The organism is Sphingobium sp. MP9-4, assembly GCF_005281675.1.
GTDB lineage: Bacteria > Pseudomonadota > Alphaproteobacteria > Sphingomonadales > Sphingomonadaceae > Sphingobium > Sphingobium yanoikuyae.
The window spans coordinates 1-15,676 of sequence record NZ_LUFI01000065.1; the positions used below are offsets into that span (position 1 = coordinate 1).

Annotated in this window: 14 protein-coding genes and 1 pseudogene; 6 read left to right on the plus strand and 9 right to left on the minus strand. The window is 66.4% G+C overall.

The window, feature by feature from the left end:
• Together A0U87_RS26845 and A0U87_RS20105 are read right to left on the minus strand one after the other, a co-directional pair.
• Positions 1-104 (minus strand): annotated as a pseudogene (locus tag A0U87_RS26845) (5-dehydro-4-deoxy-D-glucuronate isomerase); the annotation flags it as partial.
• 75 nt (positions 105-179) lie between these two features.
• On the minus strand, positions 180-1,229 hold the full coding sequence (locus tag A0U87_RS20105) for a LacI family DNA-binding transcriptional regulator (protein ID WP_004207757.1): 1,050 nt from the start codon (positions 1,227-1,229) through the stop codon (positions 180-182).
• A 120-nt stretch (positions 1,230-1,349) separates the two neighbouring features.
• On the opposite strand from A0U87_RS20105, the gene A0U87_RS20110 reads away from it, so the two are divergent.
• Both A0U87_RS20110 and A0U87_RS20115 read left to right on the plus strand, forming a co-directional pair.
• On the plus strand, positions 1,350-2,147 hold the full coding sequence (locus A0U87_RS20110) for a fumarylacetoacetate hydrolase family protein (protein ID WP_048938864.1): 798 nt from the start codon (positions 1,350-1,352) through the stop codon (positions 2,145-2,147).
• Positions 2,148-2,178: 31 nt separating this feature from the next.
• Positions 2,179-3,456: an MFS transporter gene (locus tag A0U87_RS20115; protein WP_010338012.1), complete on the plus strand. Its 1,278-nt coding sequence runs from the start codon at positions 2,179-2,181 to the stop codon at positions 3,454-3,456.
• On the opposite strand, the gene A0U87_RS20120 is transcribed toward A0U87_RS20115, so the two are convergent.
• Positions 3,440-4,390 (minus strand): SDR family NAD(P)-dependent oxidoreductase, encoded by a 951-nt coding sequence (locus A0U87_RS20120; protein ID WP_240700602.1) that lies wholly within the window; start codon positions 4,388-4,390, stop codon positions 3,440-3,442. The two genes, A0U87_RS20115 and A0U87_RS20120, sit on opposite strands and share 17 nt — an antisense overlap.
• Positions 4,391-4,673: 283 nt before the next feature.
• Between A0U87_RS20120 and A0U87_RS20125 the strand changes: the two genes are divergently transcribed.
• On the plus strand, positions 4,674-5,450 hold the full coding sequence (locus tag A0U87_RS20125; RefSeq protein WP_048938866.1) for a sulfite exporter TauE/SafE family protein: 777 nt from the start codon (positions 4,674-4,676) through the stop codon (positions 5,448-5,450).
• 10 nt (positions 5,451-5,460) lie between these two features.
• Here A0U87_RS20125 and A0U87_RS20130 read toward each other — a convergent pair whose 3' ends face one another.
• A complete protein-coding gene (locus A0U87_RS20130; RefSeq protein ID WP_234415613.1) occupies positions 5,461-6,267 on the minus strand; it encodes a LytTR family DNA-binding domain-containing protein in 807 nt (268 codons plus the stop codon).
• A 322-nt stretch (positions 6,268-6,589) separates the two neighbouring features.
• A complete protein-coding gene (locus tag A0U87_RS20135; RefSeq protein WP_234415614.1) occupies positions 6,590-8,167 on the minus strand; it encodes a hypothetical protein in 1,578 nt (525 codons plus the stop codon).
• A gap of 282 nt (positions 8,168-8,449) precedes the next feature.
• On the opposite strand from A0U87_RS20135, the gene A0U87_RS26290 reads away from it, so the two are divergent.
• The gene (locus A0U87_RS26290; RefSeq protein WP_004207766.1) at positions 8,450-8,587 is read left to right on the plus strand and encodes a hypothetical protein; all 138 of its coding nucleotides are present in this window, start codon (positions 8,450-8,452) and stop codon (positions 8,585-8,587) included.
• 45 nt (positions 8,588-8,632) lie between these two features.
• On the opposite strand, the gene A0U87_RS20140 is transcribed toward A0U87_RS26290, so the two are convergent.
• The 4 genes from A0U87_RS20140 to A0U87_RS20155 all read right to left on the minus strand — a co-directional run bounded on the left by A0U87_RS20140 (position 8,633) and on the right by A0U87_RS20155 (position 12,275).
• Positions 8,633-9,328, minus strand: coding sequence for a carboxymuconolactone decarboxylase family protein (locus A0U87_RS20140; protein WP_048938869.1), 696 nt, complete (start codon positions 9,326-9,328; stop codon positions 8,633-8,635).
• A gap of 83 nt (positions 9,329-9,411) precedes the next feature.
• On the minus strand, positions 9,412-9,513 hold the full coding sequence (cydX, locus tag A0U87_RS20145) for a cytochrome bd-I oxidase subunit CydX (protein ID WP_004207768.1): 102 nt from the start codon (positions 9,511-9,513) through the stop codon (positions 9,412-9,414).
• Positions 9,514-9,524: 11 nt separating this feature from the next.
• Positions 9,525-10,670, minus strand: coding sequence for a cytochrome d ubiquinol oxidase subunit II (gene cydB / locus A0U87_RS20150; RefSeq protein ID WP_048938870.1), 1,146 nt, complete (start codon positions 10,668-10,670; stop codon positions 9,525-9,527).
• Positions 10,671-10,694: 24 nt separating this feature from the next.
• Complete coding sequence (locus A0U87_RS20155; protein ID WP_137405924.1) at positions 10,695-12,275, minus strand: cytochrome ubiquinol oxidase subunit I; 1,581 nt, start codon at positions 12,273-12,275, stop codon at positions 10,695-10,697.
• Positions 12,276-12,418: 143 nt separating this feature from the next.
• Between A0U87_RS20155 and A0U87_RS20160 the strand changes: the two genes are divergently transcribed.
• Entirely contained in the window at positions 12,419-13,933 is a 1,515-nt protein-coding gene (locus A0U87_RS20160) for an ATP-binding cassette domain-containing protein (protein WP_048938872.1), read from the plus strand.
• Positions 13,930-15,555, plus strand: coding sequence for an ATP-binding cassette domain-containing protein (locus tag A0U87_RS20165; protein WP_048938873.1), 1,626 nt, complete (start codon positions 13,930-13,932; stop codon positions 15,553-15,555). The genes A0U87_RS20160 and A0U87_RS20165 overlap by 4 nt, the downstream gene beginning before the upstream one ends.
• Positions 15,556-15,676: the final 121 nt, after the last annotated feature.

Genomic DNA, 15,676 nt, shown 5'->3' on the forward strand with positions numbered 1-15,676 from the left:
CCGTCACGGAACAGCCCGCCGATCAGATAGCGATCCCGCAGCTCCTCGTTCGACACGCACTCCATCATGTCGGGGTGGGTCGCATAATAGGTCTTGTCGAACATGATATCCTCGCCCGTTTGTCTGAAATTTCTCCCTTGGGAAGCAAATTCGGAAACCGGTGTCAACCTTCGCGTGGATCAGCCCGAAGCAGGCGCCACCGAACTGCGCCGGATCAGGGTCGAACTGAACAGCGACGGCTCACTGACCTCCGCCTCCTCGCCGATGGCGGTGCCGATCAGCTTGAGCGCGGCGGCGCGGCCCATGGCCGCGATCGGCCAGCGCACCGTGGTCAACGGCGGCCAGACGCGGGTGGTGAGCGGCGTATCGTCGAAGCCGATGATCGACAATTGCTCTGGTACCTCGATCCCGCGCAGCCGCGCGGCATAGAGGACACCTGCCGCCATCTCATCATTGCTGGCAAAGATGGCGGTCGGCGGCGAGGTGAGATCGAACAGATTTTCGGACGCCGAAACCCCTGATTCAAAAGTATATTGTCCGTCCGCAACCAGGCTGCGCGGCAGGCTGATGCCGGCTTCCGCCAGCGCCATTTCAAAGCCCTCGCGCCGTTCCTTGGCCGAGCGGAAGCCATGCGGCCCGGCGATCAGGCCGATCCGCCGATGCCCCTGCGCGATCAGATAGCGCACCGCATCGGCCACCGCGTCGCGGTCATTGGAGGCGACCATATGTTCAGGGTCATCGAGCAGGGCCGAGCCCATGCGCACATAGCGACAGCCGGCATCGTCGAACAGCTTGGAAAGACTGTCATTTTCGGACAGCGGCGGCAGCACCACAACGCCGAACAGGCGCTGGCGCGTCACGAAATTATGGATGTCCTCCATGACCATGGCCGCGCCCCTGTCCACCGGGCGCACAACCAGTTCGAACTCGGTGCCGTGCAGCGCCTCCAATATCCCCTTCTGCATGCTCAGCACCATCTGGGCATTGGGATTGTCGTAGATCAGGCCGATCAGGAAATTGCGCCCCAGCGCCAGCGCGCGCGCCTGCGGATTGGGGACATAGCCGGTCTGGCGGATGATTTCCTCCACCTTGCCGCGGGTTTCCTGGTTCAGCAGCGGCGATCGGTTGATGACGCGGCTGACCGTCTTCTTCGACACGCCGGCCATGCGGGCAATGTCGTTGATGGTCAGCTTGGCGGTGGCGCCCTCGTCCCTGGGTGTCTTTGTCATGGCCCTTTTATAGCGCGCTTATGCCCCGCAACCAGCGCAATATGCGTCGCTCGGCAAATCTATTGACACCGGTTACTCTTGCAGGCATCCCGAGAAGAAGAACCAGCCGAGAGGATCATCGTGACCGCCGCTTCCCCTGCCGCCATTGCGCGCGCCTTCGTCACCGCCCGACAGCAGGCGACGGGCTTTTCCGACTATCCCGGCCCGATCCCGCCCAGCCTGGCCGACGGCTATGCAATCCAGGCGGAGGCACTGGCGCTGGTCGATGCGCCGGTCGGCGGCTGGAAGGTCGGCCGCGTGCCCGCCCCGCTGGTCGAGCGTTTCGGCGCGGATCGGCTGGCCGGGCCGATCTTTACCCCGACCATCCATGAACTGACCCCCGATGCCACCGGGCTGGTCTTTGCCCATGGCTTTGGCGCGGCGGAGGCGGAATTCCTGCTGCGCATCGGCCGGGCGCCCGACCCGGCCCAGACCAGCTTCACCCTGGAAGAAGCCGCCGCGCTGGTCGACGCCGTGCATATCGGCCTGGAAATCGCCAGTTCGCCCTTCACCGGCATCAACGAGCATGGTCCGGCCGTCACCGTTTCGGATTTCGGCAATAATAACGGCCTGCTGATCGGCGCGGCCGTGCCGGACTGGCAGAAGCTGGCATTTGCCGAGATCGACATCAGCCTGAGCATCGACGGCGTCGTCGCCGGCACCGGCCGCGCCGTCAGCTTCCCCGACGGGCCGATCGGCTCCGTGCGTTTCCTGCTCGAAAATCTCGCCGCGCGCGGCATAAGGCTGCAACCGGGCACATGGATATCGACAGGCGCCGTCACCGGCGTGCATGAAGTGCGCGTCGGGCAGACGGTGGTTGCGGACTTCGGACCGCTCGGCACCGCACATTGCGTCATCCGCCCCCAAGCGGCCGCCTGACAAGGCCGCAGGGCAAGAGGAGAGGAAGAGAATGAACGAGGCCGTCGCCGGAGCAACCCAGAGGGTCGGGCGCTATCGCTGGGTGGTCGTCGGGCTGTTGTTCGCCGCCACCGCGATCAACTATGTCGACCGGCAGATGATCGGCGTGCTGAAGCCCACTTTGGCGGCCGAGATGCACTGGTCGGAAACCGACTATGCCAATATCGTCTTCTGGTTCCAGGCGGCCTATGCGATCGGTTATCTGGGCTTTGGCCGCTTGGTCGACGCGATCGGCGCGCGGCTGGGCTATACCGTCGCGATCATCATCTGGACCATCGCGCATGTCGCCCATGGCGGCGTGCATAGCGTGACCCAGTTCGCCTTCGCCCGCTTTGGTCTGGGCGTCGGCGAATCCGGCAATTTCCCCGCCGGCATCAAGGCGGTGGCCGAATGGTTCCCGCAGAAGGAACGCGCCTTCGCGATCGGCCTGTTCAACGCCGGCGCCAATGTCGGCGCGATCATCACGCCGCTGCTGGTGCCATGGCTGACCATCCAATATGGCTGGCGCTTCGCCTTCATCGCGACCGGCATATTCGGCGTCGTCTGGCTTGCCGCCTGGCTGATCTTCTATCGCCGGCCGCAGGAGCATCCGCGCGTCGGCGCCGCCGAACTCGCCTATATCCAGCAGGATCCGGCCGACCCGGTCACGCCGATCGGCTGGCGCCGGCTGATTGCCGTGCGCGAATGCTGGGCCTTTGCCATCGGCAAATTCTGCATCGACCCGATCTGGTGGTTCTTCCTCTTCTGGCTGCCGGGCTATCTGGGCGAGCGCTATGGCCTCGACCTCATCAGCTTCGGCCCACCGCTGGTCGCCATCTATCTGTTGTCGGACCTTGGCAGCGTGGCCGGCGGCTGGCTGTCGGGACGGCTGATGAAGGCCGGGCACAGCGTCAACGCCGCGCGCAAGCTGACCATGCTGGTCTGTGCCGCCGCGGTCACGCCGGTCTTCTTTGCCCAGTCGATCGACAATCTGTGGGTCGCCGTGCTGGTGATCGGCATCGCCACCGCCGCGCATCAGGCCTTTTCCGCCAATCTCTATACGCTGCCCTCGGACATGTTCCCGCGTGCGGCGGTCGGATCGGTGGTCGGCATCGGCGGCACGGCCGGCGCGATCGGCGGTATGCTGATGGCCAAATATGCCGGCTATATCCTCGACAGCATCGGCAGCTATGCGCCGCTCTTCGCGGTGGCGGGCAGCGCCTATTTCATCGCCCTGCTGGCGATCCACCTGCTTTCGCCCCGCCTGGCGCAGGTCAAGGTGCCGGAATAAGTTCCCTGGGGGAGGGACTGCCCCGGACCGGCGATGGGGATTGCCGGTCCGGGGCGCCTTGCGTTCTCAGCGGCCATGCGCCGCGATCAGCTTTTCGCTTTCCTGCCAGAAGCGATCGACGATCGCTGCATCCTCGACCCGCGTGTTGGGCGTGCGCGGTGCGCGGCGATACCAATAGCCGCCATTGCTGGCCGCCCCTTCGGGGGCAGTCGCCAGCCAGACCAGCGTGTCCGCTCCCTCCACCTCGCTCGCCTTGTCCAGCCCGCGCGAGCGCGCCTGCGTATCGGCCGGCGCATGCGAAAAGAAGTTGGAATCGACCGCGCCGGGGATGGACCGCATGGGCGACGATCCCCTCCCCCGCCAGCCGATCGGCCAGCGCGCGGGCGAACAGCACATTGGCGAGCTTGCCGGTGCAATAGGCCATGCCGGGGCTGAACCGTTCCAGATTCTGCATGTCGTCCAGGTTGATCGACGGGATCATCTCGCTGGCGTCGGAGGCAGTGTTGAGGATGCGCACCGCGCCCGCCGGCTGATCCTGCGCCGCCTTGCGCAACAGCGGCAACAGGCGCTGGGTCAGCAGGAACGGCCCCAGATGATTGCCGGCGAAATTCGCCTCCAGCCCCTCGTCCGTCATCACCAGCTTATCGGTCATGCCGCCGGCATTGTTGAACAGCAGGTCGACCCGGTCGGTCAGCGCGGCGATATCCTGCGCCAGTTGGGCGGCTCCGCCGAGCAGCGACAGGTCGGCGCGCAGCATGGTGACGGGCGCGCCGGCCGCCTCCGCCGCTATCTCCGCCTCGGCAGCTGCCAGCCGTTCGGGATCGCGGCCGGTGCCGATCACCTGCCAGCCCTGCCGCGCCATGGCCTTGGCGATCGCCTTGCCGATGCCCGAACTCGCGCCCGTCACCACCGCCACCCGTGCCCGTTCCACCATATCCTGCTCCTGTCGCTTATCCCGGCACGCTAGGCGGTCGGACGCGGGCCAGACAGCCGCGGGAGCGATATGTGGCGCGCCCCGTCCATAGCAAAGCTATCACCCCCCTCAAGCAAGGGGCGGGTTTCACCCCGCCATGGCGTCCGCTATGTCCCAGCGCGAAACATAAGGGGGGACGCACGGATATGGATCGAGTGCTTGGACTTGCATGGGCGGCGCAAACGCCCTTAGGTGACGCCATGACGGGTCGCACCACCTGTCGTCATGCACCGCAGGAGCGGCCGTGACGATCAATCCGCTCTATTCCCTGACGGGCTTCATCGTCGGCACGCTGGTCGGGCTGACCGGCGTTGGCGGCGGATCGCTGATGACGCCGATCCTGGTGCTATTGTTCAATTTCCACCCGGCTGCGGCCGTCGGCACCGACCTTCTCTATGCCTGCGTCACCAAGAGCGTGGGCAGCCTGGTCCATGGCTGGAAGCGATCGGTCGACTGGGCGATCGTCGGCTGGCTGGCGCTGGGATCGATGCCGGCCGCGATCGGCGCGCTGATGGCGCTCAAGGCAATGGGGCCGCCGTCGGCCGCCGTAGTCGATCCGATCAAGGTGACGCTGGGGGTAATGCTGTTCCTCACCGGCCTGGTGCTGCTGTTCCGCGATCGGATCACGGCCTGGTCGCGCACCCATGGCCAGGATCGCAGCCCCGCCACCACCCGCAACCTCACCATATTGCTGGGCGTGATCGTAGGCGTGGCGGTGACCATTACTTCGGTCGGCGCCGGCGCGATCGGCGCGACCGCGCTGCTGATCCTCTATCCGCGCACGCCGCTCGCCCGGATCGTCGGCAGCGACGTCGCCCATGCCGTGCCGCTGACGCTGGTGGCGGGCATCGGCCATTGGTGGCTGGGCACGGTCGACATGTCGCTGCTGGCATCGCTGCTGATCGGGTCGATCCCCGGCATCATCGTCGGTAGCCTGCTCGCCTCGCATGTGCGCGAAGCGGTGCTGCGCACGATCCTGGCGACGATCCTGATCATCGTCGCGCTGAACCTGATCCTCTGATCCTGCCGCGTCAGTCCGGCAGGAAACCAGTCTGACGCAGGCGATCAAGGGAGTCGCGCGCGATCGGCGCGGACAGGCCGTTGGTCAGCCGGATTTCCCGGCCCTTGCCCACGCTTGCTCCGTCGGCAAGCGCCGCCTTGGCCACCCACCAGCTGCGATGGGTCTGCGCGCCGGGCACATCGTCCATTTCGGCAATGGCATCGCGCAGCCGCATCAGGATCAGTTCGCTGCCATGCGGCCCATGGATGCGGACATAATGATCCTCGCTCTCCAGGGCGATTATGGGACCGGTGAAAGCCGGGCTGAGACGCTGATGAAGGCGAACCTGCTTTCCCGCCATCGGCGTGAGCGGCGGCGCACCATCGGTCGATGGCGACACGAAGGGTGAGGCCGGTCCCATATGATCGTCATAATAGCGCAGCAGATGCGCGTCTGCCCGCTCCGCCCACCAGGCGATGGTCATCACCAGCAGGCAACAGAGCAAGGTGAAGGGCAAAAGGCCGGCATAGCCGCCCAGCAGTCGCACCTCATCCCGCCCGACCAGCCGCCAGATCAGCGCCATGGGAAAGCTGGAGGCGACCATACCCCAGAAGACCAGCGACCCGCGCGGCAACCGCGTCGCCCGCGCAATCGCCCGCCAGGCGATCAGCGTCGGCCGCGCGAGGATATAGGCGCCCATCAGCATGATCCACCATCGCCCGGCGCGCAGCAGGAAATCGCCCGACAAATAGGTGCCAAAGGGGCCAAGAAAGCCGATCACCGCCGCGACCGGCAGCATCGCCCAGAGTTCGAGCAGCACACGGCGGAGACGTTTCACGCAATCCCCCTCTCCATTCGCGAAACGCGAACCGGGAATGGCCCGGTTTTCCGCGCTTTTTCTTCTATTCCTCCTGCGTGACGAAAAGCCGCTTGCCCGTCAATCGTGGGCTGCCATCGCTCCCTCTCATACCGGCGGGCCGATGAATGGATCATCCGCGCCGACCGGCCAAGGAGACAGACCATGACCGATTTTCTGAGCACCAAGGGCGCGATCGCCATCATGTGCTGCGCCATCATCGCCCATATGGGCGCCTTTGCCCTGGCCCTGGCCTGATGCGCCGAACAGCCCCTGCCCGGCCCGCCCGGCGCCGTATCAGGCGTCAGGGACAGGCCGGGTTGCGGGCATCGGGATAGGCGAGATAGCTTATGCTCGCCGCTGGTAGCGACTGCATGCCTCGCGCGGCGACGCCCTTGAGATTGGGCAAGACGCCATCCTGCCCCACCGCCAGCGTCCGGCCGTTGAGCTTCACGCTGCCCGCGTCCAGATTGTCGGCGGTCAGAGTGTAGCGGGTCGCCTTGCCGGCGAGCGACAGGCTGGCGGGATTGGCGGTATCGAGATTGATCGCGACCAGCGCGACGCCGCCCGGTGTGCCGCGCAGACACTGGCTGTAGAGATGCAGCTTGCCTTCATCCCGGCCCGCATCCAGCACGACATTGCCCATCAGCCGCGCCCATAGGACCGCCGCCCAATAGCTCGGCCGCGGCATCATCGTCGCCTCATCGATCAGCGCATAGTCGCTGGCCGCCAGCGTATTGTGGAAGACCACGGTCACGCCCTGCTTCGCCTGCCGCCCCAACTGATCGACATAGCGGAAACTGTCGCGCCAGGTCGCTGCCCAGGCGTCGCCGCCGCAGGCCGCCTGCGCCGTTTCGGTGATCCAGATATCGGTGCCGGGCGCGAAACGCTGCTGCCGTTCCTTGTAATAGGTCGCCGTGCTGTCGGCGCGCGCCAGCCAATCCTCGTCCAGTGCCCGGTCCGGGCTGATCCCCGCGCTCTTGTCCATCGCGGCGCAGCGTTTCGAGACGGTGCCGTAGAAATGATAGGAGAAGATATCGACCCTGGGGCGCGGCTCGGCGCTCATCAGTGCGTCGGTCGGCACCACGCCGATATTGCGCGGCATGATGACGAAGCCGGCCTCGCCCGTGCTGCCCGGCCCGACGATCTTCATCTGCGGCGCATCGGCATCGCGGAAGGCGCGAAAGACGGCCATGTCGCGGGCGAAGGCGGCCGCGTCATAGCGCTTGGGCAGGCCGACCATAGATCCCGCATTGGGTTCGTTGATGAGTTCGGCGGCGTAGATATGGCCGCCTAGCTTCTCGGTATAGGCGTTGAGGCGGCGCGCCTGATCGGGATCCCACACGCCCGACGCGTCGCGCGCGCCGTCGCTCACGGGGAAGGATACGACCAGCTTGCCGCCGACGGTCTTCACGAAGTCGACGACGCCGGCCCATTGGGCACGGGTCAGGACGCTCTGATAGCCCTTGGGCGGCGTGGCGGGCGGCGGCGTATCGCTGTCATGGAAATAGACGGCATTGGCCCAGCCGCCACTCACGCGCACATAGGTCGGCCCCAGCGCGCGGGCGAGATTGCGCAGCCGCGTGTCACCGGTCAGGTCGATCGGCTCGCGCTTGCGGAACATGACGGCGGCGATGTCGACGCCGCCGCTGCCGCCGGCCGCCGGCTGGGGCGGCGCCTCGCCCGGCTTGGGATAGGGCGCCCAGAAGCGACCGCCAACCACCTCCACCATCTCGACATTATAGGCCTGATACTGGTCATCGACCTTCGCGACCTGAGCAAAGCGACCGGGGTCGGCGGGAGGCGTGGCAGCGCCCAGCATCACGCCCGTCATCGCCAGCAGGGGAAGACTGCCTACCATCAACATGCGGCCCTTCGTCACGGCATCCTCCCTCGATTTTGCGGGAGGCTAACCCGGCGCCTGCACGCCCACAAGTTGGCATGACCAATTTGGACAAACCAATCACAGCGGCGATGCACCCAAACCATGCGAATTTTGCGATTTTCCTTAGGAACAAAAGGGGCACTTGTGAATTTGCATTTCAAGGCCGCAATAATATCCAATCCGACAAAATATCCCGAAAATAGACGATCCCCGTACTATTCCCGAGGTTCGTTCAGCGTGATTTTGGATAGAATGAAAAGGAACAGGGAGTATCCAGCCATGAAGCCAATTCGTAGCGCTAGCAGCCCCCAAGCCCGCGTCGCCTTCACGCCGACCAGCAAGAAGGCCGGCCAGTGGGTCCAGACCCCGCACGGCTTCGTCAGGGTGGACAGTCCCGCCCCGAAACATGCCGAGTGAACGGATCGGCTGAACCGGCCAACTGAACCGATCTGACGGCCGGGCTTATCGGGCGGACAGCCCCTTGTTGCCGCCGTGCAGGCGCAGCTTGAGGCTGTTCTGATAATAGGCCACGGCCTGATATTGGCCGATCAGGACCGTCAGTTCGATCAGTTGCGCCTCGTCCAGACGCGCAGCCAGCACGGCCCAGGTTGCGTCGGCGATCATGGCGTCGCCATGCAGTTCCTCGACGGCGCGCAGGATCGCCCGGTCATGGTCGTTCCAACCCGGATCGGCCGAACCGGTCACGATCCGCTCCACCTCGTCCCGACCGATGCCGGCATGGCGCGCGATCATCACATGCTCGCCCCATTCATAGGGCGCCTGACAGAGCCAGGCGACGCGCAGGATCGCCATTTCCCGATCGCGCGCAGAAAGCTTGCCCTGCGTCAGCAGCGTGACGCCAACATCGGTCTGGCGGGCGAACAGCGCGGGATGGCGCATCATGGTGCGAATGATTTCGGGCAGACGCGCCAACACAACGGACATGTCGCCCTGCCCCTGCGCCTGGGCTTCGGTTACGTCGGTCAGCAGGTCCGCCTCGCGCGCGTCGATGCTCTGGTTGATGGCGATCATCTGCCGGATCAGCGGGTCGAGATCGGCGCTATATTCGTCGATGCTCAGCGCTTCGATGCGGGGCGCATCGCCCAATATCTGGGCATGGCGGCGCGCGATGCGGGCGGTTGCGGCCTCTCCGTCCATGCCCTTCCCCTGCGTTCTTCTGGCCGCGATGGGGTGGCGCGACGCCCCGGCTGTGTCAAACCGCCGGGGCGCTATCTGTCAGCTCAATATTCGCCGGGTTCCGAATGAAACTCGTGCCAGACGCCATTGAGGATGCCGAAGCCGACGGCCAGGCCGACGCCCAATATCCAGGCAAAATACCACATAGGTCGGATCCTTAGTAAAAGTCGGGGTTGAGGCGGATTTCGCGGTCGGTCACCCGGCCGAACATCACCTTATAGGCCCAGGCCGTGTAGGCCAGCACGATCGGCAGGAAGATGACGGTGCAGATCAGCATGGTGAACAAGGTGCCGTGGCTGGACGAGGCATTCCATGCGGTCAGGCTGGACCCCGGATCGATCGAGCTGGGCAGGATGAAGGGGAACATCGACAGGCCGACGGTGCTGATGATGCCGACATTGGCGATCGACGAGCCGGCAAAGACCAACGTGTCGCGCCGGCCACGAATGCCCAGCAGTGCCAGCACCGGCCCCGCAAAGCCCAGGATCGGCGCCAGCAGCATCCAGGGATGCGCCGCATAATTGTCGAGCCAGGCGCCCGCCGCCGCGACCGCGCCGCCCAGATGCGGGTTGGACGGGCCATTGGGATCGATCACGCCATCGACGCGATAGCCCATACCGCTCCAGGCGACGAACAGCCCGCCGATGGCGAACAGCAGGATCGACAGGATCGCTGCGCCCTGACCATAGAGGCGCACGCGCTGCAGCACCGGCCCCTGCGTCTTGAGGCTGAGCCAGCCGGCGCCATGCAGCACCAGCATCGCGACCGACAGCAGGCCGGTCAGCAGGGTGAAGGGCGTGAACAGGCCCAGCAGCGATCCTTCATAGAACATGCGCAGATCGCCATCGAGGCGGAAGGGCGCACCGACCAGCACATTGCCGACCGCGACGCCAAAGACGAGCGCGGGCACCAGGCCGCCGACGAACAGCGCCCAGTCCCAGCCGGCACGCCAGCGAGCGTCCGGTTTCTTCGAGCGATATTTGAAGCCGACGGGTCGCAGAATCAGCGCCGACAGCACCAGGAACATGGCGAGATAGAAGCCGGAAAAGCTGACGGCATAGACGAAGGGCCAGGCGGCAAAGATGGCGCCGCCGCCCAGGATGAACCAGACCTGGTTCCCTTCCCAGGTGGCGCCAACGCTGTTGATGATCATGCGCCGTTCCTCGTCGGTCCGGCCGGCAAAGGGCAGCAAGGCCGCCGATCCCAGGTCAAAGCCGTCGGTAAGGGCGAAGCCGATCAGCAGCACGCCCAGCAGCAGCCACCAGATGACGCGCAGCGTTTCATAATCGAGCGGAATGGTCATTGTCCTAACTCCGGTTGGCGGGCGTCATTCGGCGGGCACGGCGCGGAAATCGGGCGCCGGCTCGGCGGGGCTGTCAGGCCGCCAGGGGACATAGCGTTCCGGCCCCTTGGCGATGGTGGCGAGCATCAGCTTCACCTCGATCACCGCCAGGATACCGTAGAGCAGGGTGAAGCCGATGATGGTGGTCCACAATTGCGGCACCGTCAGGCTGGAGGCGGCGAGGAAGGTCGGCAGCACGCCGTCCACCGCCCAGGGCTGGCGCCCGATTTCCGCCACCGCCCAGCCGACCTCGATCGCGATCCAGGGCATCGGCATCATGAACAGGGCCAGTTTCAGGAACCAGCGCGCATCGAACCGCCGCATCGACGAGAAGGCAAAGGCGGTCGCGAAGAAGGCGATGAAGGCAAAGCCCAGCCCCGCCATGATGCGGAACATCCAGAAGATCGCCGGCACATTGGGCACGGTACTCCAGGCCGCCTTCTCGATCGTCGCGGCATCGGCCTGGCGCGGATCGGCGATGAAGCGCTTCAGCAGCAGGGCATAGCCCAGATCCGCCTTGTTGCGCTCGAACGCTTCCCGCGCGACCAGGTCGTTGCGATCGACCTTCAGTGTCTCGACCGCATCATAGGCGATGATGCCGGCGGCGATCCGCACCTTGGCGGTGTCGACCAGCTGGTTGATGCCGGTGACTTCGCCGGTCAGGCTGCGGGTGGAGATGAGGCCCAGCACATAGGGTATCTTGATCTCATGCGTGGTCTCGCGCCCGCTGTTGGACGGCAGGCCGAACAGGGTCAGGCCGGCCGGTGCAGGCTCGGTCTGCCACATGCCCTCGATCGCGGCGAGCTTCATCTTCTGGTTCTCGGTCAGCGCATAGCCGCTTTCGTCACCCAGCACGACGACCGACAGCGACGCGGCAAGGCCAAAGGCGGCCGCGACGGTGAAGGAGCGCTTGGCGATGGCGACATGCTTGCCGTTGAGCAGATAAAAGGCCGACACGCCCAGCACGAAGACGCTGGCACAGACATAGCCGGCGCTGACGGTGTGGACGAACTTCGCCTGGGCGACCGGATTGAAGATCACCGCCATGAAGTCGGTCACTTCCATCCGCATCGTCTGCGGGTTGAAGGTCGCGCCGGTGGGATGCTGCATCCAGCCATTGGCGACCAATATCCACAGCGCCGACAGGTTCGACCCCAGCGCCACCATGAAGGTGGTGAGCAGATGGCCGCGCTTCGACAGGCGATCCCAGCCGAAGAACATGAGGCCGACGAAGGTCGCCTCCAGGAAGAAGGCCATCAGGCCCTCGATCGCCAGCGGCGCGCCGAAAATGTCGCCGACATAGTGAGAATAATAGGCCCAGTTGGTGCCGAATTCGAACTCCATGGTGAGGCCGGTGGCCACGCCAAGGACGAAGTTGATCCCGAACAGCTTGCCCCAGAAGCGGGTGATATCCCGCCAGATCGGCCGGTCCGTCATGACATAGACGCTTTCCATGATGACGAGCATGAAGGAAAGGCCCAGTGTCAGGGGCACGAACAGGAAATGGTATAAAGCTGTGAGAGCGAATTGCAGCCTGGATAATTCAACGACGGCCATGCTTATCATCGCGACCCCCTTTCTTCCCTGAACCAAGTTGGCTGGCGAAATATGGACGTGACGGCGCTACATCATTGAGACAGATCAAATTATATTCTGCCGCCAAACCTAAATGAATGGGACGCAAGGTCTAGCTAGGGAAAACCGCAGGCATGGGTTGGGTCATCGACATCATCGGCGCCGCTCTTTTCGCGGCGGGACTGGCGCAGGGTGTCAGTGCGCTGGCCGATGGCGTCGCGATCGGCTGGCGGTCGCCGCTGCTGCTCTTGGCCGGCGGGCTGGTGCGTGCGGCCGGGCTGATGCTGGCCCATGTCCAGGCGATCCGGTCGGCCCAGCGCATCGTCGCCGCGCGGCGATCGACGCTGCTGCCCCGGCTGCTGGGCGGACGGCTGGCCCGTCCGTTGCTGGCGGGCGAGAATGCCACGCTGGCGATCGACCATCTCGCCGCGATCGAGGCGCATGGCGCCCGCTTCCTGCCGATCCGCAAGGCGGCGGCGCTGGGGCCGCTGCTGGTCGCCGCCATCGTCGCGACCGCAAGCTGGGTTTGCGCCGCGATCATGCTGGCAACCTTGCTCCCCTTCGCCTTCGGCATGGTGCTGGCGGGCACGGCGGCGCGGGCGGCGGCGGAGCGGCAACTGGCGGCCTTGGCCGAATTGTCGGGCCTGTTCGTCGACCGGCTGCGCGCGCTGCCGCTGATCCGTCATCATGGCGCGCAGGTGCGGATCAGCCGACAAGTGGCGGGCGCCGCGCAGGAGGCAGCGACCCGCACCGGCGCGGTGCTGCGCGTCGCCTTCCTGTCGGGGGCCGTGCTGGAATTTTTCGCGGCGCTCTCGGTGGCGCTGGTCGCGGTCTATTGCGGTTTTGCGCTGCTTGGCCTGCTACCCTTCCCCGCCCCCGAAACACTGGAGCTGCGCGCCGCGCTGTTCGCGTTGGCGCTGGCGCCGGAATTCTACCTGCCGATGCGCCGCTTGGCCGCGGCCTATCATGACAAGCAGATGGGCGAAGCGGCGGACAAGGCAATCGCTGCCGCCCTGCCGGACGTGGAGGCCGCGCTGCATCCGGCCAGCGCGCCGTTCGATGGCCTTCATCTCAAGGATTTGCGGATCGGCATCGGCTCTGGAATCGGTCCGGTCAGCCTGATGCTCAAGCCGCATGACCTGATCGCCCTCACCGGCCCGACCGGCAGCGGCAAGACCAGCATGCTCGCCGCGATCGCCGGACAGATTGACCCGGCCTCGGGCGAACTCTCTCCGGTAGATCCCGCGCGCATCGCCTGGGCGGCCCAGCGGCCGCTGCTGCTGCCCGGCAGCCTGGCCGACAATATCGCCCTCGCCCGCCCCGATGCCGACCGAGCGGAGATCGCGCAGGTTGCCGCGCGTGTCGGCTTGACGCCGATGCTGGCCGCGCGGCCCGAAGGGCTGGACCTTGCCATCGATCATCAGGGGGCGGGCCTGTCGGGCGGCGAACGGCGGCGCATCGGCCTCGCCCGCGCCATCCTGTCCGAACGGCCCGTTCTGCTCTGCGACGAACCCACCGCCGATCTGGATGCGGAGAGCGCCGCCGACATCATCGCCCTGCTGGTCGCCTTGTCGGCCGAGCGGGCGATCCTGGTCGCCACCCACGATCATCGCCTGACCGCCGCCGCCCGTCTGGAGGTGATGCTGTGAACCCGATCCGGATCGCGCTCGACAAGGCGACAGGCTCCGCGATGCTGCTGCGCCGCGCGACGCTGTGCGCCGTCATTGCGGCGCTGGCCGGCATTGCGTTGCTGGCGCTGGCCGGCTGGTTCCTGACTGCCGCCGCCATGGCCGGAGCGGCCGGCACGGTCGCCGTGCAGGCGTTCAACTATCTGGTGCCCAGCGCCGCGATCCGGCTGCTCGCCATATTGCGCACAGTCTCGCGCTATGGCGAGCGGCTCTGGTCGCACCGCGCCGCGCTCGAAGCCATGGGCGGCCTGCGCGCCAGCCTGTTCGCGCGCCTCGCCGCTCAGGACAGCCGCACCGCCCTGCCCTTGTCCAGCGGCGACGCCGCCGCGCGGCTGACCGGCGACATCGACGCGCTGGAGGATCTGGTGGTGCGCCGCCCCAGCCGGATCGCCGGATTGATGGCGGCGCTGGCCGGCGTGATGCTGGCGGCGAGCGGCGGCTGGCTGTCGGCCCTGCTGCTGGCGGTCATGCTCGCCGCCCTGCCGCTCTTGCTGCGCATCCTTGCCTGCCGCCTGACCGAAGGCCCCGCACAGCAGGCCGCCGATGCGCTCGGCGCAATGCGCGCGCGCTATGTCGAACTGGCGAGCGCCCGCGCGGAAATCGCGGCCTATGGACTGGGGGATCGCGTGATGGCCGAATTGGCACCCCTCACGCACCGACTCGACCGGGCCCGCGCCCGCCTGTTCATCGGCGAAGGCGTGCAGGCCGCCCTGCTCGCGGCCTATAGCGCGCTGGCGGTCATGCTGGTGCTGCTCGGCGCCGATGCCCCCGCGCCGCTGGTCGCGCTTGCCTTGCTGGCCAGCGCCGGCGCGGTGGAGGCGATGGCCGGGCTGTCGCGCACCGCCTTCCGCCAGGCCAGCGTCGATGCCGGCCTTGCCCGGCTGGCCGCGCTTGATGCACTGCCGCTGGACGATGCGCCTGCGCCATCCGCCGCGACAGCCCAAGTCATCCGTTTGGGCGGCATCGAGTTGCGCCCCGGTGCGCGGGTCGCCGCCACTGGCCGCTCCGGTTCGGGCAAGAGCCTGCTTGCGGAGGGTCTGGCCGGGCTGCGTCCGGTTACGGCCGATGTCGCGCTTGGCGGCCATCCGCTGGCAGCCTGCTCCGGGCCGGCGCTGCGCGACCAGTTCGCCCTCTCGCCCCAGGACGCGCCGATGCTGGCCGGCAGCATCGCCGACAATCTGCGCATCGCCCGGCCCGGCATCGATGCGGCCGATATGGCCGATGCGCTGCATGTCGCCTGTCTCGACCAGCGCATCGCCAGCCTGCCCGGTGGCATCGACTATCGGCTGGGTGAAGCCGGCGGCACCTTGTCAGGCGGCGAACGCAAGCGGCTGTCGCTGGCACGCGCGCTGCTGACCGGTCGTCCCTGGCTGTTGCTGGACGAGCCGACCGAGGGGCTGGACGCCGCGACCGAGGCGCTTCTGATCAGCCGGCTGCGCATCTGGCTCGACCGGACCGGCACCGGCCTGATCCTGATTTCGCACCGCCCCGCGCCACTCACGCTGACCGACCGACAGGTGCCGGTGTCTGCAATCGCCCCCCTGCCGGGCCAGGGTCTACCCGGAGTGGCAAGCGCGGCGTGAGGATGATAGGCTTTGTCTTGCAAGCGCTTAGAGCCTGTTTGAAAAATCGCGAAAGGGCGATTTCCAGTACGGTTCCAGCCCGCGCCCCCGCCCAACCACCCGATCCAGTGTCATCCTGTCG

Excerpts from the sequence above, each read along its gene's own strand:
- A0U87_RS20105 (WP_004207757.1), bottom strand. The coding sequence starts at position 1,229 with ATGACAAAGACACCCAGGGACGAGGGCGCCACCGCCAAGCTGACCATC.
- A0U87_RS20115 (WP_010338012.1), top strand. The coding sequence starts at position 2,179 with ATGAACGAGGCCGTCGCCGGAGCAACCCAGAGGGTCGGGCGCTATCGC.
- A0U87_RS20120 (WP_240700602.1), bottom strand. The coding sequence starts at position 4,390 with ATGGTGGAACGGGCACGGGTGGCGGTGGTGACGGGCGCGAGTTCGGGC.
- A0U87_RS26290 (WP_004207766.1), top strand. The coding sequence starts at position 8,450 with ATGAAGCCAATTCGTAGCGCTAGCAGCCCCCAAGCCCGCGTCGCCTTC.
- A0U87_RS20140 (WP_048938869.1), bottom strand. The coding sequence starts at position 9,328 with ATGGACGGAGAGGCCGCAACCGCCCGCATCGCGCGCCGCCATGCCCAG.
- cydX (WP_004207768.1), bottom strand. The coding sequence starts at position 9,513 with ATGTGGTATTTTGCCTGGATATTGGGCGTCGGCCTGGCCGTCGGCTTC.
- cydB (WP_048938870.1), bottom strand. The coding sequence starts at position 10,670 with ATGACCATTCCGCTCGATTATGAAACGCTGCGCGTCATCTGGTGGCTG.
- A0U87_RS20155 (WP_137405924.1), bottom strand. The coding sequence starts at position 12,275 with ATGATAAGCATGGCCGTCGTTGAATTATCCAGGCTGCAATTCGCTCTC.
- A0U87_RS20160 (WP_048938872.1), top strand. The coding sequence starts at position 12,419 with ATGGGTTGGGTCATCGACATCATCGGCGCCGCTCTTTTCGCGGCGGGA.